Annotated in this window: 24 protein-coding genes and 1 riboswitch; of the genes, 18 read left to right on the top strand and 6 right to left on the bottom strand. The window is 39.8% G+C overall.

Features of this window, described 5'->3' with window-relative positions; all coding sequences use genetic code 11:
* The first annotated feature begins 2 nt into the window (after window positions 1-2).
* Complete coding sequence (locus tag PaeCFBP13512_RS14905) at window positions 3-770, top strand: TIM barrel protein (protein WP_241669395.1); 768 nt, start codon at window positions 3-5, stop codon at window positions 768-770.
* 115 nt (window positions 771-885) lie between these two features.
* Here the strand turns inward: PaeCFBP13512_RS14905 and PaeCFBP13512_RS14900 are convergent, their stop codons facing one another.
* Window positions 886-2,244 (bottom strand): hydroxysqualene dehydroxylase, encoded by a 1,359-nt coding sequence (locus PaeCFBP13512_RS14900; protein WP_241669391.1) that lies wholly within the window; start codon window positions 2,242-2,244, stop codon window positions 886-888.
* 136 nt (window positions 2,245-2,380) lie between these two features.
* On the opposite strand from PaeCFBP13512_RS14900, the gene PaeCFBP13512_RS14895 reads away from it, so the two are divergent.
* The 3 genes from PaeCFBP13512_RS14895 to PaeCFBP13512_RS14885 all read left to right on the top strand — a co-directional run bounded on the left by PaeCFBP13512_RS14895 (window position 2,381) and on the right by PaeCFBP13512_RS14885 (window position 4,291).
* Window positions 2,381-2,782 carry a GNAT family N-acetyltransferase gene (locus PaeCFBP13512_RS14895; protein ID WP_137224097.1) on the top strand — a complete coding sequence of 134 codons (402 nt, stop codon included), beginning with the start codon at window positions 2,381-2,383 and terminating at the stop codon, window positions 2,780-2,782.
* A gap of 160 nt (window positions 2,783-2,942) precedes the next feature.
* Window positions 2,943-3,299, top strand: coding sequence for a nucleotide excision repair endonuclease (locus PaeCFBP13512_RS14890; RefSeq protein ID WP_069326517.1), 357 nt, complete (start codon window positions 2,943-2,945; stop codon window positions 3,297-3,299).
* 119 nt (window positions 3,300-3,418) lie between these two features.
* The gene (locus tag PaeCFBP13512_RS14885) at window positions 3,419-4,291 is read left to right on the top strand and encodes an Abi family protein (RefSeq protein WP_137224095.1); all 873 of its coding nucleotides are present in this window, start codon (window positions 3,419-3,421) and stop codon (window positions 4,289-4,291) included.
* A gap of 95 nt (window positions 4,292-4,386) precedes the next feature.
* Here the strand turns inward: PaeCFBP13512_RS14885 and rluF are convergent, their stop codons facing one another.
* Window positions 4,387-5,094, bottom strand: coding sequence for a 23S rRNA pseudouridine(2604) synthase RluF (gene rluF / locus PaeCFBP13512_RS14880; protein WP_083243365.1), 708 nt, complete (start codon window positions 5,092-5,094; stop codon window positions 4,387-4,389).
* A 116-nt stretch (window positions 5,095-5,210) separates the two neighbouring features.
* Entirely contained in the window at window positions 5,211-6,107 is an 897-nt protein-coding gene (locus PaeCFBP13512_RS14875) for a TIGR01777 family oxidoreductase (RefSeq protein ID WP_137224093.1), read from the bottom strand.
* Window positions 6,108-6,278: 171 nt separating this feature from the next.
* A riboswitch (TPP riboswitch) is annotated at window positions 6,279-6,382 on the top strand.
* A 144-nt stretch (window positions 6,383-6,526) separates the two neighbouring features.
* Here PaeCFBP13512_RS14875 and tenA point away from each other — a divergent pair.
* The 4 genes from tenA to PaeCFBP13512_RS14855 are packed head-to-tail and all read left to right on the top strand — an operon-like array spanning window position 6,527 to window position 10,140.
* Window positions 6,527-7,213 carry a thiaminase II gene (tenA, locus tag PaeCFBP13512_RS14870; RefSeq protein ID WP_137224091.1) on the top strand — a complete coding sequence of 229 codons (687 nt, stop codon included), beginning with the start codon at window positions 6,527-6,529 and terminating at the stop codon, window positions 7,211-7,213.
* A gap of 17 nt (window positions 7,214-7,230) precedes the next feature.
* On the top strand, window positions 7,231-7,827 hold the full coding sequence (locus PaeCFBP13512_RS14865; protein ID WP_069326610.1) for an ECF transporter S component: 597 nt from the start codon (window positions 7,231-7,233) through the stop codon (window positions 7,825-7,827).
* Window positions 7,805-9,403 (top strand): ABC transporter ATP-binding protein, encoded by a 1,599-nt coding sequence (locus PaeCFBP13512_RS14860; RefSeq protein WP_137224089.1) that lies wholly within the window; start codon window positions 7,805-7,807, stop codon window positions 9,401-9,403. Before PaeCFBP13512_RS14865 ends, PaeCFBP13512_RS14860 begins: the two co-directional genes overlap by 23 nt.
* The gene (locus tag PaeCFBP13512_RS14855; protein ID WP_137224087.1) at window positions 9,400-10,140 is read left to right on the top strand and encodes an energy-coupling factor transporter transmembrane component T family protein; all 741 of its coding nucleotides are present in this window, start codon (window positions 9,400-9,402) and stop codon (window positions 10,138-10,140) included. The genes PaeCFBP13512_RS14860 and PaeCFBP13512_RS14855 overlap by 4 nt, the downstream gene beginning before the upstream one ends.
* 268 nt (window positions 10,141-10,408) lie before the next feature.
* Here PaeCFBP13512_RS14855 and PaeCFBP13512_RS14850 read toward each other — a convergent pair whose 3' ends face one another.
* A complete protein-coding gene (locus PaeCFBP13512_RS14850; RefSeq protein ID WP_137224085.1) occupies window positions 10,409-10,786 on the bottom strand; it encodes a nuclear transport factor 2 family protein in 378 nt (125 codons plus the stop codon).
* Window positions 10,787-10,954: 168 nt separating this feature from the next.
* On the opposite strand from PaeCFBP13512_RS14850, the gene PaeCFBP13512_RS14845 reads away from it, so the two are divergent.
* From PaeCFBP13512_RS14845 to PaeCFBP13512_RS14825, 6 genes are all read left to right on the top strand, one after another.
* Entirely contained in the window at window positions 10,955-11,272 is a 318-nt protein-coding gene (locus tag PaeCFBP13512_RS14845) for an ArsR/SmtB family transcription factor (protein WP_069326524.1), read from the top strand.
* A gap of 43 nt (window positions 11,273-11,315) precedes the next feature.
* The gene (gene rlmN / locus PaeCFBP13512_RS14840) at window positions 11,316-12,416 is read left to right on the top strand and encodes a 23S rRNA (adenine(2503)-C(2))-methyltransferase RlmN (protein ID WP_137224083.1); all 1,101 of its coding nucleotides are present in this window, start codon (window positions 11,316-11,318) and stop codon (window positions 12,414-12,416) included.
* A gap of 248 nt (window positions 12,417-12,664) precedes the next feature.
* Window positions 12,665-13,780 (top strand): glycosyl hydrolase family 8, encoded by a 1,116-nt coding sequence (locus PaeCFBP13512_RS14835; RefSeq protein ID WP_137224081.1) that lies wholly within the window; start codon window positions 12,665-12,667, stop codon window positions 13,778-13,780.
* A complete protein-coding gene (locus PaeCFBP13512_RS14830) occupies window positions 13,781-14,686 on the top strand; it encodes a GGDEF domain-containing protein (RefSeq protein ID WP_137224079.1) in 906 nt (301 codons plus the stop codon).
* A 32-nt stretch (window positions 14,687-14,718) separates the two neighbouring features.
* The gene (locus PaeCFBP13512_RS23390; protein WP_175425122.1) at window positions 14,719-14,862 is read left to right on the top strand and encodes a hypothetical protein; all 144 of its coding nucleotides are present in this window, start codon (window positions 14,719-14,721) and stop codon (window positions 14,860-14,862) included.
* Window positions 14,855-16,150 carry a glycosyltransferase family 2 protein gene (locus PaeCFBP13512_RS14825; RefSeq protein WP_137224077.1) on the top strand — a complete coding sequence of 432 codons (1,296 nt, stop codon included), beginning with the start codon at window positions 14,855-14,857 and terminating at the stop codon, window positions 16,148-16,150. The genes PaeCFBP13512_RS23390 and PaeCFBP13512_RS14825 overlap by 8 nt, the downstream gene beginning before the upstream one ends.
* A gap of 87 nt (window positions 16,151-16,237) precedes the next feature.
* Here the strand turns inward: PaeCFBP13512_RS14825 and PaeCFBP13512_RS14820 are convergent, their stop codons facing one another.
* On the bottom strand, window positions 16,238-17,731 hold the full coding sequence (locus PaeCFBP13512_RS14820) for a peptide MFS transporter (protein ID WP_137224075.1): 1,494 nt from the start codon (window positions 17,729-17,731) through the stop codon (window positions 16,238-16,240).
* Window positions 17,732-17,994: 263 nt separating this feature from the next.
* Here PaeCFBP13512_RS14820 and PaeCFBP13512_RS14815 point away from each other — a divergent pair, with 263 nt between their 5' ends.
* The 3 genes from PaeCFBP13512_RS14815 to PaeCFBP13512_RS14805 all read left to right on the top strand — a co-directional run bounded on the left by PaeCFBP13512_RS14815 (window position 17,995) and on the right by PaeCFBP13512_RS14805 (window position 19,971).
* Complete coding sequence (locus PaeCFBP13512_RS14815; protein ID WP_069326530.1) at window positions 17,995-18,672, top strand: TIGR00266 family protein; 678 nt, start codon at window positions 17,995-17,997, stop codon at window positions 18,670-18,672.
* A gap of 236 nt (window positions 18,673-18,908) precedes the next feature.
* The gene (gene greA, locus PaeCFBP13512_RS14810; RefSeq protein ID WP_069326531.1) at window positions 18,909-19,394 is read left to right on the top strand and encodes a transcription elongation factor GreA; all 486 of its coding nucleotides are present in this window, start codon (window positions 18,909-18,911) and stop codon (window positions 19,392-19,394) included.
* Between the two features lie 73 nt (window positions 19,395-19,467).
* Window positions 19,468-19,971: a GNAT family N-acetyltransferase gene (locus tag PaeCFBP13512_RS14805; protein ID WP_137224073.1), complete on the top strand. Its 504-nt coding sequence runs from the start codon at window positions 19,468-19,470 to the stop codon at window positions 19,969-19,971.
* 59 nt (window positions 19,972-20,030) lie between these two features.
* On the opposite strand, the gene PaeCFBP13512_RS14800 is transcribed toward PaeCFBP13512_RS14805, so the two are convergent.
* A complete protein-coding gene (locus tag PaeCFBP13512_RS14800; protein ID WP_137224071.1) occupies window positions 20,031-20,930 on the bottom strand; it encodes a PhzF family phenazine biosynthesis protein in 900 nt (299 codons plus the stop codon).
* A gap of 218 nt (window positions 20,931-21,148) precedes the next feature.
* Between PaeCFBP13512_RS14800 and PaeCFBP13512_RS14795 the strand changes: the two genes are divergently transcribed.
* Window positions 21,149-21,724, top strand: a complete 576-nt coding sequence (locus PaeCFBP13512_RS14795) for a hypothetical protein (protein WP_137224069.1) — start codon at window positions 21,149-21,151, stop codon at window positions 21,722-21,724.
* Window positions 21,725-21,833: the final 109 nt, after the last annotated feature.

The raw sequence follows: 21,833 nt of genomic DNA, 5'->3' as shown, positions 1-21,833 counted from the left end.
ATATGCGACTAAAAGGAAGCTTAGATCAGCCTAGCTTAGATAATCGGCTTTCCTATAACCCTGAGATTATTGAATTTTACCTGAGTGCTACAGATATGCAACGAACAGACTTTATTCGTACTCGAATACGCGAGTTAAAAGCCAGAGGAGTTACAGTATATTTACACCATCCATCCCGATATCAACATACCTTTTTAGATATTATGAGCACAAATTTAGAATTGCGCCGATTTTATCATGAATCGACTCAACAATTGGTTCAAATTTGTAAAGAAGAAGGAGCTAAATGTGTGTTACATGCACATTATGTACGCAGTGAGAATGCAGAAGTATCACGCGAACGAACGATAGCTTTGCGAGAAGAGATTGCAGCTATTTTAGAATACGGACGAGAACAGATTGTCTGGGAAGATTCAACAGAAGGACTGTTTTGCTATTCTAATCCATACTTAATCGATGATCTGATTATCCCATTATCATTGCCTTTAAATGTAGATGTCAGTCATACCTTTATCGCCTTCCGGGGAGATAATCATAAATTACGTGAAGTGCTTGAGCGTACAGCACCTTATGCAGTGTACTATCATCTGGTGGATAGTATGGGACAAGTGCATGATTCTTTACCGTTAGGAGAGGGTCTTATCGATTGGCAGATGGTGAAGCCGTTTGTAGAGGGGAAAGATTATATTTTTGAAATTAATCTTGTAGGCGATCACAGCGATTGTACACCTATGGTGGAAAGTGCGAAGTATTTTGCAGCATTATCATAAGTTCATAAGTACCTGATCCATAAAAAATACACCAATATCAAAATACAGAAAAAGACCTTAACCCATGCTAGACGGATATAAGGTCTTTTTTCTGCTTATCTATTGTTGTTTATATTTATAGGACGCGTCCTGTCAAAATACCAGTAGCTGCTCGTCTGCCAGAGATTGCCGCACCTTCCATAGTAGCAAGTAACGGTTGGTCTGTATAATCGCCAGCTAGAAAAAGACCATCGATCGGAGTGATCTGTTTGGGACGTTTGTGTTCATTGCCTTTAGCCAGACGATAGAAATTCTCTTTCCCTCGTATAATCCGATATTGGGTCATCGTATCTACATTAGGTAGATCCACTTCGTGTAGCGATTTTTTGGTGATTTCCCAGACTTCTTCATCCGGCAGATCAATTAAGCTATCAGGATCAACCAGAATAATCGAAGCTCGTCCTGTTGGACGCTTAAATGTTGTACGAGATTGTTCGCTAAATGACCCTAATTGTGTACCCGGGCCAAACGTTGTATGATCAGCATCTGCTAATTTCTCTGTCGCTTCAAATTGTGCAGTTACATAAGGCATCGATTCTAATGACAAGAAATCCTGAAACCATTCATGATTATGGAAATGTTCAGACAATAACATTTGAGCACGGCGAATATTTGTGGCAACAACTACTTGCTCTCCATAAATCTGTGAACTGTCTTCTAACTGCACACCGACTACTTTTTCATTGTCATATAATAAATGAGACACCGTTTTACCTGTAAGCACTTGTCCACCACGTTCTTCGATCGCTTTGGCAAGAGGACCTGTCATCACATCGGTCATGCCTCCTTTGAAAGCACCAATACGTACTTTGGCTAGACGCGGTAAAGCAGGAGCGAATAGACCGAAAAACGCATACGCTGAGTATTCTTCGATAGGCAAAAAGAATATGCCTGATGATAATGGTTGAATCAATCGTTCGATTGCATCTGTCGACACGCTATATTTTTCCGCATATGCTTTGATCGAGTATTGATCCAAGTAATGTGGTTTGCTGATATAATCTTTAAATCCAGCTGTAAAAAAAGGAATTAGAGACGCTTTATCGGCGGGGGAAATAAGATCGTTATTACCCAACGCACCAGCAATTGTTTTGAGAGGGGCTTTGAACGGATCGAGTCCAAATGTACCTTGTGCTTCGGTATGACGAATATTGGTTGTTTCTTCCCAATGCACCATGTCACTCATCGAAATGCCTGCATTTTTTAGAATTTCAGGAAGCACTGTATAATAACCTAGAAATTTATGAAATCCAGATTCCACTTCCATCCCATCTTCTACCCAGTTAGCAGTTCGTCCACCAATATAAGGAGCGGCTTCAAGTACCATAACACGCTTACCTTTATCCGCTAATTCAAATCCGCAACAAAGACCAGCAAGTCCTGATCCAATAATAATGGTAGGTTCTAGCGAAGAGTCATTTTGCATATGTACCATAATTAAGTTCACCAACCTTTTCATCTTTTACTAAAGTATTAACCATTAATAGGGAGCATCAACTTTATTTGTATACATTTGTATTCAGTATATAGATTCTTTGTTATGATTTGAGATAAAAAAGGGGTGAAATGAGATGCAGATTATTCATCGTATTCCATCTGTGGAAGAGTATTTGGCTCTACGCAAGGTTTCAGGTTTAAGTGAAATGAGTGTCGAAGGAGCCACTAAAGGGTTGCCGAATACACTGTTTGCTGTTGTGCTTGAAGAAGAAGGGCAAGCGATAGGGATGGGCCGAGTCGTAGGCGATGGTGGATTGTTTTTTCATATTACCGATATCTGTGTACGTCCTGAATATCAAGGTAAAGGATACGGCAAAGCGATTATGCGTGAAATCAAAACATACTTAGAAGAGAATGCATCTCCTCAATCCCATGCGGTATTATTTGCAGATCCACCAGCAGATCAATTGTATGCTCAGTACGGATTTACTTATACAGCTCCTCATTCCTTGGGCATGTGGTGGAAAAAGGAATAGAATTTTTCAAACCGTTGGTTTTCACAAACGATACTGACTGTTAATCATTAGAAACCTATAGAGATGATGGTCTACAACATGGTAAGATGAGAGTATTCGTAGTTTTCGAGTGCAAATTATGATAGGATAAACACCTATATAGAATGAGGAAGTGACCATATTGATTAATATAACAATCCCAACAGCGGATGTTACCATTACGAAACAAATTAACCCTGAGCTTAGCCATATTTATGGATTTACCGATTTTCATCTGATTTCGCGTGAAACGGGCGGTATCTTTATGTTCTATAACGAACAAGATGAATTACTATTTGTCGGTAAAGCACGTAAGCTTAGACCACGCGTCAAAAAGCATTTCGAAGATACCGTATCACCGATCAAAGATCACCGTGATGAAGTGACGAAGATTGAAGTCTGCTTGATCGACAACGCTATGGATCGTGAGATTTATGAGACGTACATTATCAATACACTACATGCAAAATACAATGTAGAAAAAGTATTTTACAAGTAAACTGGTGTTGATAGATAGATATTAATCAATTATAATTAAGTTAACAGATCTCGCCACGCATACCTTAGGGTTGCGCACCAGGGCGAGACAATTTTTTTATATGGAGTTATTTACATACAATGAAAATTATCCCTCACTCTATTAAGCCTTCCAAAACTGTTGAAGAGCAACTCGATATTTTCAAATCAAGAGGATTAATTATTGAGAATGAAGAATGGGCAAAGAGCATACTGACTCATGTTAGTTATTATCGATTAACTGCGTATACGTTGTCTTTAAAAAATGGAAATCAATTTAATAAAAAGGTCACGTTCGAGAATATTTATCATCTTTATGAGTTTGATCTAAAATTAAGATCTTTGGTAATGGAAGTTACTGAAACTATTGAAATCTCTATGCGTACACATATTTCTCTTACACTTTCCCAAAAATATGATGGCATGGGTTATATGTATGCTGAAAATTTTATGGATTCAGATAAACATGATAATTTTATCAAAGAATTAAATAGAACCCTTGAGCTGTCTAAAGATGTTTTTGTTAAGCATTATTATTCGAAATATGCTGGTGAGTTTCCTGTATGGGTAGCTATGGAAATTACTACTTTTGGAATGATATCTAAATTGTTCAAAAACTTAAAGAAGGAAGATAAAGACTACATAGGATATATATATTATGGCGGTATAAAAGGGTTTTATATAGGTAGTTGGCTACATTCGATTAGTAATCTTAGAAATATATGTGCTCATTATGGACGAGTGTACAATAGAAATTTTCCACATCCTCCTCAATTATTTAAAAAAGATAAGCCAAAAATTATAGATGATAAGAAAGTTTTTTCGACCATTTTGATTATGAAATACTTCATCCCAAACAAAGATGTATGGAATGATTGGTTAGAAAAACTTAAAAATTTACTTGATATGTATTCAGAAATAGATCGAACATTAATAGGATTTCCGCCAGATTGGTATACTGTTTTAAAAAAATGAAATAATAATCTAAGTGAAAAAGACCTCTTTTACTTGATCCGCTACCTTACATTCGGTAACAGATCATCAAAGAGGTCTTTTTATTTTTCGTTGTGTTAGCGTTTTTTCGGCGTATATTCCAGATCACGGAATAAGCGATTCAGTTCATCAGTTGTCAGGTCACGCCACTTGCCTGTTGGTAAATTACCCAGACGAATATTCATAATACGTGTACGGCGTAGCGCACGTACTTCATAACCAAGAGCAGAGCACATCCGGCGAATCTGACGATTCAAGCCTTGAGTCAAAATGATTTTGAATACATATTTGGATTGTTGAACGACCTGACAAGGCAATGTAACCGTATCGAGAATCTCTACACCAGAAGCCATGTTTTTTAGAAAAGAAGGCGTAATCGGTTGATCGACCGTTACGATATATTCTTTTTCATGTTTATTTTCAGCACGTAAAATTTCGTTGACGATATCGCCATCATTGGTCAGCATAATCAAGCCATCCGAGTCTTTATCGAGTCGCCCGACATGGAAAATACGTAAAGGATGATTAACAAAATCAACGATATTCCCCCGAATATGACGCTCGGTTGTACTGGTGATGCCTACCGGTTTGTTAAGCACGATATAGACATTTTCCTGTTCCACTTGGATCGGCTTGCCATTCACTCGAACGTCGTCGCCTTCTTCCACCTGACTTCCAAGCTCTGCAACCACACCATTGATCGTGACAATACCTTCATTGATCCATTTATCAGCACCCCGGCGGGATGTAATTCCAGATTCACTAATATATTTATTAATTCGCACGTATAAGCACACCTTTAACTCTAATTTTTGAGTCAGCTATTCTGCTCGAACTCAAGTCTATCTCTACGATACCCTTTTTTGCTGTATTTTAAAAGAATCATTCACAGATCTATAGATTATGACTTCGTATGCAAAATATGTTGCAGTGCTTTTTCCAAGCGACCGTATTTGAACATGAATCCTTCTTTGATCAGGCGATTAGGAACCACCCAGCGACTTTTGAGTACCAATTCAGGCTCGGTACGGATGATTCGAGCACCTAGATTCAGCATCCATGTGGAAGCAGGCAGACCGCCTTTACGATGCATCACTTTGCGCATGGTCGCCATCAGTTCCCGATTGGTGACTGGATTCGGTGACGTACAGTTAAATACTCCTTCCAGAGATTCCCACTCTTGAATAAATAAAATAATTTGGAATAAATCTTCAACATGAATCCAGCTAAACATCTGCTTGCCTGATCCTTGATGACCCCCTAGTCCAAAGCGAACAAGATTTTGAAAAGGAGTCATAACCCCACCGCCCGGACCGAGTACAATCGCTATTCGTAATGCCGCTTGTCGTGTATGAGGAAGGTTAAACGCGAAAAAAGCTTCTTCCCAAGCTTTGGCAACATCGACTGAAAAGCCAGTCCCGATCTCGCCTTTCGTCTCGGTCATCGGACGATCTTCTGCATGACGATAAATAGTCGCTGTACTGGAATTTATCCATACGGCAGGCGGATGTTCACAATCCAAGATAGCGTTTCCAAGAATCTGTGTGGTTTCTACTCGGGAATTCATAATTTCACGTTTGTTCTGCTCGTTATAACGACAATTGACCGATTTCCCCGCCAGATTAATCACCATCTCTGCGCCATCTAACGCTTGCACAATCCCTTGATAATCATCCCATGCGATATGTGGAGATTGTCTGGAAATGATCTGAACATCTATATCCATAGCTGTAAACTTTTTTTCCAAATACTGGCCGATAAATCCGGTACCGCCTGCTAATACTACTTTACGTGTCATCCCCATCAACTCACTTCTATTCAGATATTTTAATCTGCGTGCAAATACCTAATAATATCTATATTTTACACCATTTTATAAGTGTATAACGGTAAAAAAAGGAAACCACAAGATTCTTATAGCAGTTGACAGTCTCTTCAATCGTGTGTACAGTAAGATGCAAATGAATCGAATGACCACTAGGGGAGCCTTTGTGTAGGCTGAGACGGGAAGATCCCGGACCCTTGGAACCTGATCTAGTTCATACTAGCGTAGGAAAGTGGAGACTGTGCAAGAGTACCTGTACAATACGTACACCTATTCTGCCGCTCCATCACGGGGCGGCTTTTTTGCATGTATTTTTCCATATATTCCAGCAGTGGTCCTTCTTTATTAACCAAGCATCGATCCTGATGCTTCAATCTAAGGAGGATACAATTATGACATTTTCACAGGAAATTAGACAGGCAGCAGACCCTATTTTTGAAGCGATTTTCAATCATCCCTTTGTTCAAGGCATTGCCAAAGGTGATCTGCGTAGTGAGCAGTTAATCCATTATGTAAAACAAGATTTTGAGTATTTGAATTCATTTATGCGTATCTATGGAACAGCGATTGCCAAGTGCCCAACACGCGAAGATATGGCGATGTTTAATGAACAGATTTCATTTGTGCTTCATAGTGAAATTCATCCTCATAATAATTTCTGTGATGTAGCAGGCGTAAGATATGAAGATTTACAAGGATACGCGCTTTCGCCTTCGTCTCATCATTATATTCGTCATATGTTAACGGTAGCTCATGAAGGTGATCTGGGTGATATTTTGGCTGTATTATTGCCTTGTCCGTGGACATACTGGGAAATTGGTGTGAAGTTACTGGAAGAGGTGAAGCCTGATGCATCTCATCCTTTTTATGATTGGATCAGCTTCTATGGCAATCGAACAGATACAATAACGCATCAATTTTGCGCTCGCTTAGATCAATGGGCAGAGCAGACAACACCTGCACATCGTGCACGTATGAAAGAACATTTTCTACTGAGCTGTCAATTTGAATATATGTTCTGGGATATGGCTTACACGCTACAAGATTGGCCTGTACCGATGGAGGTTGCACGCGTATGAATGCTCAGCCGATCCATATGACATGGAAAATGAAAGAGGTTGTATTAACAGTTATTTTAGCCGTAGCTTGCGGTGTGATTTATCTAGGTTGGTCTACGTTATGGATACCGATCTCAGCACTGGTTGGACCGGTAGGTGCAGGATTTATGTTTGGCATCTGGATTATAGCAAGCCCGATTGTGGCTTATATTATTCGTAAGCCAGGGGCGGCATTGATCGCTGAAGTAGCGGCTGCGGCGGTAGAGCTATTAACCGGTAGTCATTTTGGCTTATCTGCCTTATTGATCGGTGTGTTTCAAGGGATTGGAGCAGAGATTGCTTTCGCTCTATTTGGCTACAAACGGTATAACTTGATGACTCTCATGTTGTCTGGTGCATTGGCAGCGGTAGGTGGAGTCCTTTATAACGTTATTGCTAACGGATTCGGTTACTATACAACTCAGGTATTGCTGTTAACGCTGATTATTCAAATGATCAGCGGAATGATCTTAGGTGGAGGGTTAGCCAAGATTGTCGTAGAAGCTTTGTGCAAAACAGGAGTGCTGGATCAATACGAAATTATGAAAGCACGGCGGAAGAAGGGAAAACCTAATGGAATCGCTTCTGGAGTGTAAAGACCTGTCGGTACGCTTTTATAATCGAGAAGCTAACGTTTTGAACGGTATTGATCTGTCGATCTCACGAGGTGAAAAAGTACTTATTTTGGGACCAAGTGGAAGTGGGAAGTCGACACTATTATCTGTGTTATCAGGCATTATTCCTGAACATGTAGAAGCCGAGGTGGAAGGTGAGATTCGATTAGCCCCTCAATGTGGAGTCATGTTCCAAGATCCAGATTCCCAGTTCTGCATGCTTCATGTGGATGAAGAGATCGCTTTTAGCTTAGAAAATCGCTTGATTCCCCGTACTCAAATGGATGCCATGATAGAGGCTGTCATGAAGCAAGTAGGTCTGGATATAGATGGGCATACGCCGATCGAGACATTGTCTGGTGGCATGAAGCAACGGTTAGCATTAGCCTGTCTGTTGGCGCTTGAACCAGAAGTTCTTTTTTTCGATGAACCGACTGCACAATTAGATCCAGTCAGTCGTAAAGAAATCTTTCAATTGCTACATGAGCTAGCAGATCAGCATGGACAGACAATGGTATTTGTCGAGCACACTTTAGATGGCTGTATACAGTGGATGGATCGAGTCATCCTTATGAATGCGCAAGGTATTATGATTGCGCAAGGAGAGCCAGCAGAGATGATCCAGCGATATCGAGCAGAGATGCAAGAAGCAGGCATCTGGCAACCCAAATTATTTCCGTATACATGGGACGATGTGCAAGACCATCCTTCGCATCCGTTAGCCCAGCGATTGCAACAGACTTTACAACAACGACGTGCTTCTGCATTAGATGCAGACCAAGAAGGTAAGGGTGGGTCTGCTATCATTTTAACCGAGCAACTGGATATCGGTTATCGTCAAAAGTCTGTGATGCGTGATATGAATATCCGTATTCCGTCAGGGGAATGGGTAGCGATTGTCGGTGCGAATGGAAGTGGCAAAAGCACATTTCTCAAAAGCCTGATCCGTCTAGAACGTATCCGTAGCGGGCAACTTTACTTTCAAGATATCCCTTTGAAAAAGTGGAGTGATCGCGATCTATATGAGCAAGCAGGATTTGTTTTTCAAAATCCTGAACTGCAATTTGTGACAGATACTGTATTTGATGAGATTGCTTTTGGAGGACGACAACGCAATTGGAGCGAAGAAGAAGTGTATGCCAGAACGGTACAGTTGCTACAGGAATTTGGCTTAGAAGACTATCAGGATCAACATCCATTTACACTCAGTCTGGGGCAAAAGCGGCGCTTGAGTGTAGCGACTATGTTGTTATTTGACCAATCTTTACTTCTATTAGATGAACCGACCTTCGGACAAGATGCCCGTACATCGGCTGAATTGATCAAGCGATTGCAACAACGGCAAGCACAAGGTACTACAATTGTGATGGTTACACACGATATGGATCTGGTCGATGAATACGCCAATCGAGTGATTGTGTTTGATCAGGGCAAAGTAATCTACAATGGTGCACCGTATCATCTATTTACACATCCCGAATCTATCGGTCATCATGCGATTATTGCTCCGCTTCATTATCAACTGATGAAGCCAGAGAAGGAGCGGAGTATTATATGAAAAGTAATGACTCTTGGTTATCAACATTGAATCCGACGATCAAGTTGGTAACTCATTTGTTAGTGATGTGTGTATTGATGGCAGTCACTGATCCTCGGATCACCTTAGCGATCTGGATAGTAGCACTGGTGATTGGATTGACGCTAGGTGGATGGCGTATTCCTTATTTGCTCAAACGGTTATTGCCGTATACGATCTTTTTTGTGATGATTTTTTGGATGATGGCGGCTTTTGGTAAAGGGGAGCATACTCTGTGGCAATGGGGATGGTTCCATATCACCGAAGAAAGTCTAAACAATGGACTAATGATCGCACTTCGTATGCTTGGCTTTGTCACGTATGGCTTGCTGTTTACGTCTACAACCGATCTGACTGCTATGATTATGAGTCTGGTCCACCAATGCCGATTGTCGCCTAAATGGGCTTATGGACTGTTAGCTGGATTTCGCTTTATCCCGCTTTTTCAGATGGAACTAGCTCAAATGAAATCAGCACATAAGATTAGAGGATATAAGCAGAAGAATAGTTGGAAATCCTTCATCCGCTACGCCCTACCGCTATTCACTCAGGGTATTCGGAAGTCTGAACGAATAGCGATAGCTATGGAAGCACGCGGATTCACAGGCACACGCCAGCGCACGTATTATCTGACTCCGCAATTAACGGGGAAAGATGGATGGTACTGTGGATTATTGTTAGTAGTTGTTCTGTGTATAGCTGTAGTATTAAAAATATAGATTAAAAGAAGGAGCATCTTGTTGTAGTCAAGATGCTCCTTCTTTTAACTTCTATAGTATTTGCATGCCGATCATAGCTTATGTAAACTTACTATAATTACCAATAGTCTTTAATAAAAAAAGAGGTGAGCCTTTTGCATATCGTATGGAGCAGTTTGTTTATTACGATGGGAATACTGATTGCTATCGTTGCACTATTTACATGGATCACAATCACAGCTGTCAGATCCTATCGCAATAAACATAGACATTAATCTACATAGAAGTATCAATATTTACTAAAAGCATCTTGGTTTTCTTGTACATTTTCTAAATAGACAATCTGACCTTCTTCATTTACACGAGCAATATCAATGCCTGTTTTGGCATATACGGTTCCTTCGCTCGACATTCCACATACTGCCCAGCGGGATTCGTAGGTTCCGTTGTTTTGCAGTTCCCACGGTTCATGCATATGTTTGATATCGATATTATATTGATAGAACATGTCGATAAAGTTTTTGAATCCTTTACGTGATGCTCCATTTAATACGATCTCTACATCAGGAATAAATAAATTCAGTAATTGTTCCATCGCTTGTTCATCAGTACGTGAAGCATCGAATAAGCGAAAATAGTCATTTAGTGTGTGTACTGCGGTTGTCATTTTACAAATCTCCCTTTGATTAAAAACACAATCATACCGTTATTTTGATTAATAGTTTGATGAAAATCGAACTAATAAAGTGTAGCACATTTTCAAAGTAATAAATAGTTCGACCAAAATCGTACTTTTCAATTGATACTTGCTCCAATAAATGATAAGTTGAAGAGTATGAAAATATTAGAAGCTGTAGCACCGACACCAATCAAGCTTGTAGACGTATTCAGTGCACTAAGTGATCCTGTGCGACTGAAAATACTACTGTGTCTTGCCCATCATGGAGAAAAAAGCTGTGCAGGTTTTCAGATGAGTCATATTTCCAAATCAACATTGTCTCATCATGTTAAAATATTGCGCGAAATAGGGCTTATCCAATTACGCATCGAAGGCAGACAGCATTTTTATAGCATTTGCCGCAGTGAACTAGACACTCAATTTCCTGGATTACTAACATCGATTCTTCAAACCGAAGAAGAAGATCTAGTGTAATCTATATATTCTCAAATTTATTCGCTTTGAAAGAAGGTATACCATGAATAAACCGTCCATTTATGGATTAACATTAGATCAATTATCAGCATGGCTAGGTGAACGTGGACATAAGAAATTCCGCGCAAGTCAAGTATGGGACTATTTGTATCGTCAGCGTGTAACTGAATTTAATAAAATGACTGAAGTGAATCCTGCTTGTATCGCTTTGCTTACCGAGCACTTTGCGATTCAAACATTAACCGAACATGTGAAGCAAGAATCTGCCGATGGTACAGTAAAATTTCTGTTCCGTTTGGAAGATGGCAACTTAATCGAAACCGTATTGATGCGTCAGAAGTATGGTCAATCGGTCTGTGTCACCACGCAAGTAGGCTGTAATATTGGCTGTAGCTTTTGCGCTAGTGGTCTGATTAAGAAAAGTCGTGATCTAACCGCGGGTGAGATTGTCGAGCAGATTATGAAAGTACAATTCCATCTGGATGCAGCCGCGCAAGACCAATTGGTGACTCATATCGTAGTAATGGGTATCGGCGAACCATTTGATAACTTTGAAAATATGGTCGATTTCTTAAATATCGTGAAAGACCGCAAAGGTCTAGTTATCGCTCCTAAGCGAATCACTGTATCTACAAGTGGTCTGCCTGATAAAATTAGAGAATTTGCAGATAGCGATCTTCAGGTCAATCTTGCACTTTCATTACATGCACCGAATAACGAATTACGTACACGTATTATGAAAATTAACCGTGCGTATCCGCTAGAGCAATTGATGTCTGCTGTAGAATATTATCTGACCAAAACGAATCGCCGTATTATGTTAGAGTACATTTTGCTACGTGATGTGAATGATCATCAAGAACATGCACAGCAATTAGCAGATCTGATCGCTCATATGAACAAATCAGCGAGTGTCAATCTAATCCCTTATAATCCGGTCGATGAGCATAGTCAGTATCAACGCAGCTCCCAAGAATCGATTATCACCTTCTATGATACGTTGAAAAAGAATGGTGTGAACTGTACGGTTCGCTTAGAGCACGGTACAGATATTGATGCCGCTTGCGGACAATTGCGCAGTAAACAGATCAAAAAAGCAGCACAAGCAGAAAAAGAAGAAAATCCAGTCGTTGTCGGTTCTTAAAAAACAGATGGATAAAGCCTTTCTTATCGTTAACTAGATAAATACGTGAAAATGCGAGCTGTCGGTCAACTTCGGCAGCTTTTTTTTTAATTTATTTTATAATGCATCGATCGTAGCTCAATCATAGTCAGATCGCACATCTTGTCGAATTTTGAAATAAAAAGTAATTATCTATCAAAAGTTAGCCGATAAATAGAGTATCATCACGAGCTAACGGAAAATAAGAACATACACCATAGGAGAACGATATGAGAAGAAATCAACATCATTTTGTAAAGAAATGGATGTTCTTTATGCTAGCATTTATTATCGTCATCGGAATTATATGGGGAGTCTATACATACCGATCTCAACCCAGCATCCCCCCTACAGCAACCTTTATTACATCACACATGGTCAATGAAAATGGAACGTTAGCCAGTCGCCTTTTACCTGCTCCTTCAACCAATCCTGATATTGTCGCAGGGAAAGAAGCCTTGTCTGAATCGTTAGGATTATGGATGCAATATGCATTAATGACCGATGATCAGAAGAGTTTTGAACACAGTTATACGTTGTTGAATCAGTATTTTTTGAATCCAGAGAAGCATTATATTTATTGGAAATTAGAGCCGAATGGCCAGTCCAAAGTGAATACGAATGCACTAGGTGATGATCTGCGAATCGTAGGTGCATTATTACAAGCATCTACACAATGGCAACAGCAGAGTTATACCACAACAGCCAAGCAAATTGTCGATACATTACTTGCTTCAGATCAACAACATGGTTATCTGGTAGACTATCATGATTTTGAACACGGATATTCTGCAGATGTCCTGAGCTTAACGTATATTGATGTCCCTGCTCTGGAACAGATGAAGCAGACAAATATGATTTCTGCTGAAGAGTATAACAAGTACACCGATCTATTGCGGAATACTCCGAATGATGGAGTGTTTTACCCTAGAACGTATAGTGTAGCTACAGGCAAATACAATTATGACGATACGATTAATCTGATTGATCAATTGATTTTGGCTCTGCATCGTAGTGAATTGGGGCAACCTTCATTCGAATTGACCGCTTTTATGAAAAAAGAATTTGAGCAACACCATCAATTAGCCGGTCGCTATAAGCGTGCAGACCAGACAGCAGATGTGGCTTACGAATCACCAGCAGTCTATGGACTCGCAATTTTATTAGCCCTTCAGGAGAAAGATCAGGCTTGGGCAGAACAGTTATATGCTCAAATGTTGACGATGCGAGGCTGGGATCAAGCTTATCCGGGGGGCTATGTATTTGATGGCGACACCCATATTTTTGACAATTTATTTCCTCTTTTAGCGGAGACACTTTTGCAGAAGGGCAGTGAAACGAAGTAAATGAGAACGAGTCGGAAACGTAAAGAATTAAGTACGAATACGAGCCTTATTAGCCAGATGACATGGGGTTATATTATTTTGATTGTACTTGCGATGGTGCAAGAAATTCTTGTTTTTTTCAATATCTATACCAGTCACTCGTATAGTCTGCTAGAAATATCTTTAAATATCGTTGCGATGTGTGCTTTATTATTCGGATTTGTAGTTTCTATGGGCATTGCAGTAGTTGTTATTTTTATATTTTTAGTGACTTATTTTGTATGGATGGTGACGTATGCGCCTGTAAATACGTTGATCTTTTTTGAGTTGTTTTTGATTCCTGCCAATATTCTAATAGCCGCGTTTATCAAATCGACATTGATCCGTAACAAAAGGGTCAGTGAGCGCCTAGAAGCTTTACGTAAACGTGATCCAGAAGTGGATTTGTATACATCGTTAGGTAATAAAAAAGCATTAGGCGATACGGTAGTGAAGCAATCGAATTTAGCCAGACGTTATTCAGATAGATACACATTCTCGGTAGCGATGTTCAAGATCGAATTTTTGGCATTGGTACAAGAATCGTTAGGCAGTCAGCTATACTCGCAACTATTGCTAGAGTTGTCGGAGACGATTCAGAAGCAGATTCGTTATGAAGATTATAAATTTTCGATTGAAGATGGACGTTTTATTATTTTGTGTCCTATGACGGATCAGCAGTATTTACAATTACTAACCGATCGGATCAAGAATGCCATGATGGATATGAAATTTTTGGACAAAAAAGGCAATGACTTGAAGCTGGTTATTCGCGCAGGAGCTTTCGTATTTCAAAAAGAGCAGTTTAGCACATACGAGAATATTGATGAGATTATTGCTGCTTTGGAGCGCAACACCGAGACAGATTTGATTGCAGAATATATTTAACACAACGTCTATTGAAAAGGAGGTAATAATACATGGAATATACGAGTTGGTTTATCCCGCTTTGTATTGTAATTAGCAGTTTATTTGGGATCGCTATTATTGTATTGACCATCATGACACTGGTTTTTCGTGCCAATGTAAATAGAAAGTATGACCGGGGGAAAAATCATGTCTGATGCTATTTTACTCATCTCGATTATGAGTATTTGGATCGCTGTATTTGAATCCATTGTGATTATGTGGGGCGCGATTCGTTTTATGTTTAAGCAGAACAAAATCCCGACGGTGATTCCTGAAAATATGGATCATTTCCCTAAGGTGACTGTTATTGTTCCGGCTCATAACGAAGAGATCGTTATTATGTCTACAGTCGAACATATTCTCAAGCTGAATTATCCGCAAGACAAAGTACAGATTATTATCGTTGCTGATAATTGTAGCGATAATACAGCCAGTCGCCTCAATACATTAAAAGAACAAAAGGCGTATCGAGATCGTGATTTTACGATTATGGAACGGACAGGTAGCGGGGGGAAATCAGGAGCATTAAACGATGCGATGGTCATTTCTAAAGGGGAATGGTTATGTGTATATGATGCAGATGCTGCACCTGAGAAAAATGCACTTCTTTTTCTTACTCAAAAAGCGATGGAACAACCGGAGAAATATGGCGCTGTATTTGGTCGGAACAAAGCACGGAATCGCAGTCAAAACTTTCTATCCGGTTGTATCAATCTAGAGCTGATTACGATTCAGCGTGTTCATCACACAGGCATGTGGGAGTTATTTGGACTTGGAACGATTCCGGGTACGAACTTTATCGTACGCAAAGACTTGATGGAAGAGATCGGTGGTTGGGACCCTCAGGCGATTACCGAAGATACCGCAATTTCATTTGAAATTTTGACCCGTGGCAAGTTAATTGCACTGGCTCCACAAGCTGAAGCGTACCAACAAGAACCGGAACTACTTAGTGTTTATATGAAGCAACGAGAACGCTGGTCGAAAGGCAATTACAGCGTAGTTATGGACAATATTCATCATTTGTTCGATAAAACAAGCTGGCGTATTAAGCTTCATGTGATGTATTATGCGGCTAGCTACTTCTGGTTTATGATTGCGATTATCGTCTCGGATATCATTTTCCTCGCCAATATTGTGTATCAGATCATTGAGCTATTTAATCCAGCAGTGATTTCGCCATTCCAATTTGTAGGCGATGTGTATGTGTATCTCGTGATTGGTTGGGCACTGATGTATTATATCTATGTATTGCAGATTAATATGGCACTGGCGACAGATATCGGGCAAAGTAATACACGTAACTTTATTTTATCGTGCGTCTCATACTTCACGTATTCGCAACTGTTTCTGATTATTTCGGTCAAAGCATTCTTCTCGATTACGTATGATCGAATTACAGGTAGAGAAAGCAAATGGTACAAAACCAAACGCTTTGGCTAAATAATAAGCTCTAATTATAAAAACAAAATAAAAGCCAGTCTCTATTGTAGAGGCTGGCTTTTATTTATTGAAGTGTACTTATTTATTTTACAGTACGCCCTTCATAAAGCTTTGAATTTTAGGTCCCATAATAAACAGAATAACACCTAACGCAATCGACACGCCGCCGATCACTCCGAAATAGATCATTTCTGTATCCGGGCTATAAAATTGCACAAGAATCGCATTAATCGCTTGCGCTGCTGCATTGGATAAAAACCATAGACTCATCGTTTGCGCAGAGAAAGCCGCAGGAGCAAGCTTAGTGGTTGCAGACAGCCCGACAGGAGAAAGGAATAATTCCCCAACGACAATAATAAAATAGCTCAGTACAAGCCACAGCGGGCTTACAAGTGCATTTTCACCACCGAAGTAAGAAGGAATAAGAATAACCAAGAAAGACAACCCGGCGAACAACAATCCTAATGAGAATTTACGTGGAATAATCGGTTGACGATTTCCAAGCTTCAGCCAGATTGCTGCAAACACAGGTGATAACGCAATAATAAATAACGGGTTGAGCGATTGGAACCAAGCAGGAGCAATATGAATACCCATAAAGTCCAATTGCGTACGTTTATCTGCATAGGTTGCGAGTACAGTTGATGTCTGTTCTTGAATTGACCAGAACATCACAGCCGCAATAAATAATGGAATATAAGCAAGTAGACGCGAACGCTCTACATCGGTTGTTTTTTTACTGCGATACATGGTGACAAAGTAACAGATTGGAATAAGTACTCCGAGTACAGCCACTACAGTTACAAAAGATTTTAACGTTAACCAGCCCATCATAATCGCTATAGCGACGATAATCGCAATAATCACAGCACTGATTGCAAAAATTTTGATCGTTGTTTTCTTCTCGTCAGCAGATAATGGATTACCCACGACTGTACCTGCTAGACCTAAATTTTTCTTTTTCGTCAACACAAAAACGACTAGCCCGATAAACATTCCGATAGCTGCTGTAGCAAAGCCCCAATGGAAGCCATAACTGGTCTGCAATCCACCGACGATCAATGGTGAGATAAATCCACCCAAGTTAATACTCATATAGAAAACACTAAAACCGGAATCACGACGATTGTCGCTCTCCGCATACATTTCGCCGACCACATTCGAAACGTTTGGTTTGAGTAATCCTGTACCGAGTACGATTAAGCCCATTGATACGAATAATAGCGGTACACTATTTGGAATAGCGAGCACGATATGACCGATCATAATCAAGACTCCGCCATAGAAGATCGCTTTGGATGAGCCGAATACCCGATCAGCTAACCAACCTCCAATAATACCGGACATGTAGACGAGTGATCCATAAATGGACATAATCGCAAGTGCGGTTGCTTCATCGAAGCCGAGTCCGCCTTTAGATACTTCATAGTACATATAGAATACAAGAATCGCTCTCATTCCATAATAAGAGAACCGCTCCCAGAATTCAGTGAAGAATAAAGTGAATAATCCTTTCGGATGACCGAAGAATCCTTTCTGCGGTACACTGTCTACAACTTGTTGCTTATTCACATCTGACACAAATGAACCTCCTGCTCTGAACATCTTTTATTTTCATGATAGAATACAGAATAGAACGTTAAATATTTACATATCATCATATAGGGCTATCGAAAATATTTACACGTCACTTCAGCAATCGAACCATCAGAATACAACATATTCTTCATATCATCAATGAGAAATTGCCGAGACGATTGAACCGAGAGCATATATACAACGCCAAAGGTGAAATGTCATAATATAAAATAAGCTTGATACATTGAGAGGATAGGTGAACAAAGATGAAATATGATATTTTGTATGAAGGCGCGTTTGCCATGTTGAAGGTACATATAGAGCAAGGAGAAGCAATCAAAGCCGAGTCAGGCGCTATGGTCTCTATGTCTCCAAATGTAGATATTAAAGGAACGATGGATGGCGGACTGATGGGCGGTCTAGGTCGTATGTTAACTGGAGAAAAATTCTTTTTTCAAGAATTGCGTTCCACTCGTGGCCCAGCAGAAGTATTACTTGCCCCTTCCAGTATAGGAGATGTTACTGCTGTTGAATTAGATGGATCCTATAGTCTGTATGTACAAAAAGACGGTTTTCTTGCTGGGACCGAAGGCATCGAAGTCGGCACACAGATGCAAAATCTGAAAAAAGGGTTATTTTCAGGCGAAGGATTCTTTATTATTGAAATTCGTGGAAAAGGCACAGTCTTCTTATCTTCCTACGGGTCGATTCATGCGATTAATCTAGCTCATGGGGAAGAAGTGATTGTCGATAATGCTCACCTTGTCGCATGGCCGGGTTATATGAATTATCAGATCGAAAAAGCATCGAAAGGCTGGTTATCCAGTGTCACCAGTGGAGAAGGAATCGTTTGTCGTTTCCGCGGTGAAGGTGTGATTTTGATCCAATCTCGTAATCCTGCTGGTTTTGGTAGTTGGATTAAGCAATTTATTCCGAATAAATAAGCATTTTACCGAAAAAGCTAAGCTAACTCAGATTCTCTGAGATGTGCTTGGCTTTTATTATTGAGATACAGATCTAGAAGGCAACAACAATAAGGATGAAAGTTGATGATTAACCAATGTATGCGTTTTATTGCGATCAGAACAGCATACCTCTTAAATTTAATCACTTTATTTTACAATTAAAGTAACGAAAGTGTGCCAATATAGCGTATACTGTTAAAGAGGGAGTTGAGCACATGGCTAAGGAAAAAGAAGAAATTATATTGACCCGAGAAGGTATCAATAAGCTGGAAGATGAGCTTGCAGAACTGAAGGGACCACGCCGTAAAGAGTTGTCACAACGTCTGAAACTGGCAATCAGTTATGGAGACTTGAAGGAAAACAGCGAATACCATTCGGCAAAAGACGATCAAGCATTTATGGAGACACGAGTTCTGATTTTAGAAAAAATGTTACGTAATGCACAGGTCGTAAATGCAGATAACTTGGATCTTTCCAAAGTCAGTATCGGTTCTACGATACTCCTACATGATTTGGAGTTCGGTGAAGATATCGAATACCAAATTGTCGGACCTGCTGAAGCAGACGTTATTAACAACAAGTTATCTTATGAAAGCCCACTAGGTAAAGCGTTGATCGGACAAAAAGTCGGTAACACGATTACTTTTGAAGCGCCTATGGGAACATTCAAGTATAAACTGTTGGAAATCAAAATCGTATAATTGCAGTTCAAAAGGCAAAGCCAAAGATTTTCTGAGGGCTTTGTTTTTTTATATCAGGGTAGGAGGGGATAAGATGGACATCAGACGTTTAACAAGTGAAGATGCAGTGTCCTATCGTGCACTTCGATTAAGGTCATTACAAGAAAATCCTGAAGCTTTTTTAGTTACATATGATAGCGAAGTCTCCAAACCGATCGAAGAGATACAACATAAGCTTCAACCCTCAAGTAAACGATTTACATTAGGTTGTTTTGATAAGCAAGAGCTTGTAGGAATGGTGACTTTTGTTAGAGAACAACATCTTAAAACGATACATAAAGGCAACATCTATGCGATGTACGTGTCACCGTCTTGTAGAGGTCAAAAGATAGGCAAAGCGTTGATGAAAGAATTGGTACAAAGAGCCAGTGTACTGGAAGGATTAGAGCAGATCGGATTGACTGTCATTTCTGAAAATAGGGCGGCTAAGCAATTATATATCAGTCTAGGATTTAAAGTGTGTGGCTTAGAAAAGAACGCGTTGAAGTATGAGGGGCAGTATTGGGATGAAGAACGAATGGTATTAGAACTCGATTAACGATAAAAAAGGCAAAGCTGTATATACTAAGAGCTTTGCCTTTTTCTATTCTATCTAATTTAAATACTTAACTCCCCTCGGATCGTGATCGTTGCCGCACCAGCGACTTTGATGATCGGCGTATCTACACCGTTAGAAATAGCTTGCACATACAGTAGACCGGGTCTGCCAATCGCATGCCCTTGCGCGATCTGAAGTGCTGTAGTCCGATCTTGTGGAATAATTCCATTTAAATATAAAAAGCCTGCTAAAGCTCCATTTGCCGCACCTGTTACTGGATCTTCAGCAATGCCTATCGCAGGCGCAAAATCACGAGTATACAGATCATATTCTTGATGTGGCGTAAATGTGTAGAGATGGGTGGTCGCAATCTGGTGCTGTCGATTGTGTTGACTGAGAGCGATAAGGTCAGGGTTAGCTTGATCGATCGCTTGCTGTGTATGTACAGGAATAAGTAGATGCCAGTTCCCTGTATGGGCGAGTTGAATCGGATAAGCAGGATCGATTGCATCAACAGGAACACCAATCATAGCACTAAGTGTAGTAAGGTCTATAGTAAAAGGCTGAATCTGTGGGGTAACTTGTGTCATTTCGACCCGTTGTATTTTGCCGTCTTGTTGATGCCATACGACTGGAATTGCACCTGCTTGTGTACCTAGAACGACGCCATCTTGTTGCTGAGATAGTCCAAGTTCTGTAGCTAATAACCATGTTAAGCCGATCGTCGCATGTCCGCAAAAAGGAATCTCTTCAGTAGGTGTAAAATATCTTACTTTATAATCTATATCTGCTTGATCGGAAGGAAGTAAAAAGACCGATTCGGATAAGTTCAATTCTCGCGCAATCTGTTGCATTTCTAGACTGCTTAAATGTTCTGCATCTAATACTACACCTGCGGTATTACCCGTGAAAGGTTGATCCGTAAAAGCATCGACATGATACACTCTAATGGTTCTCAAAGAAAATCACTCCTTTTGTATATAATAGATATATCGAGATAATTCGATATAAACATCATATACGTTGTTGAAGTATTTGTAAAATCATCTTTATAGATGATGAAAATTAATCTCATAAATCCAAGTATATAGATAACTGCCTTTTTCCTTTTTACACGAAATGGGTAAGGAGTTGTATATTACTTCTATTTTGCTCGATCGAAGGAGACCTTGCTATTATGGATCAATTACCGACTCGTATACATTTGGGAAAAGCGACACGGCAGATTGCTAGATTGTTAATTCGTTTTCCTCAAGTTAAACAATTACATCGCACAACCGAAGCTTCTTTATTATTGTCAAAACATGAATCTGATTCGATCGATGCAGAGTTATATTGGTTTCGGCTGACTGCTTTGCAATTAGCATTTCTACTACATATGCAATACCACCAATACGATCTCAATCGATACGAAGCCAGATATATGATGACGACGGCTATCGAATTAGCTTTTCAAGATGCAGATTTATCCCGCAAAGACACGACTAAGATTCGCAGTAAATTATCCGAGGAACTGGATTACTATTTTAACCAATTGGAATTAGATCACTTGTCTGGAAAAGGTGCAGATACTTCAGCTATTATGCATGTGTTTGCAAGAAGAACATTAGCTATTTGCCATCCCCTGCAAGCGGGAAGTGATACAGATCGTCAACATGTGTTAGCGCAAGAAGCGACTATCATCTGGGATAAAGTCACAACAGAAGTCGAAGAATTATTAAAAAGGATCACTATTATTGAATTTGAGAAGTAAGATACTGCTTTTTTTACTATTTTCTCAAATGTTACTTACCAATATAGCGTATACTGGATAGAGTGAGTCAAAGTAGATATGATCTGTTAAATGGTCGCTAGGTATCGTT

Origin of the sequence: Paenibacillus sp. CFBP13512 (assembly GCF_005233705.1) — a bacterium.
Classification (GTDB): domain Bacteria; phylum Bacillota; class Bacilli; order Paenibacillales; family Paenibacillaceae; genus Saccharibacillus; species Saccharibacillus nuruki.
This window is presented reverse-complemented; position numbering and strand designations above follow the sequence as displayed.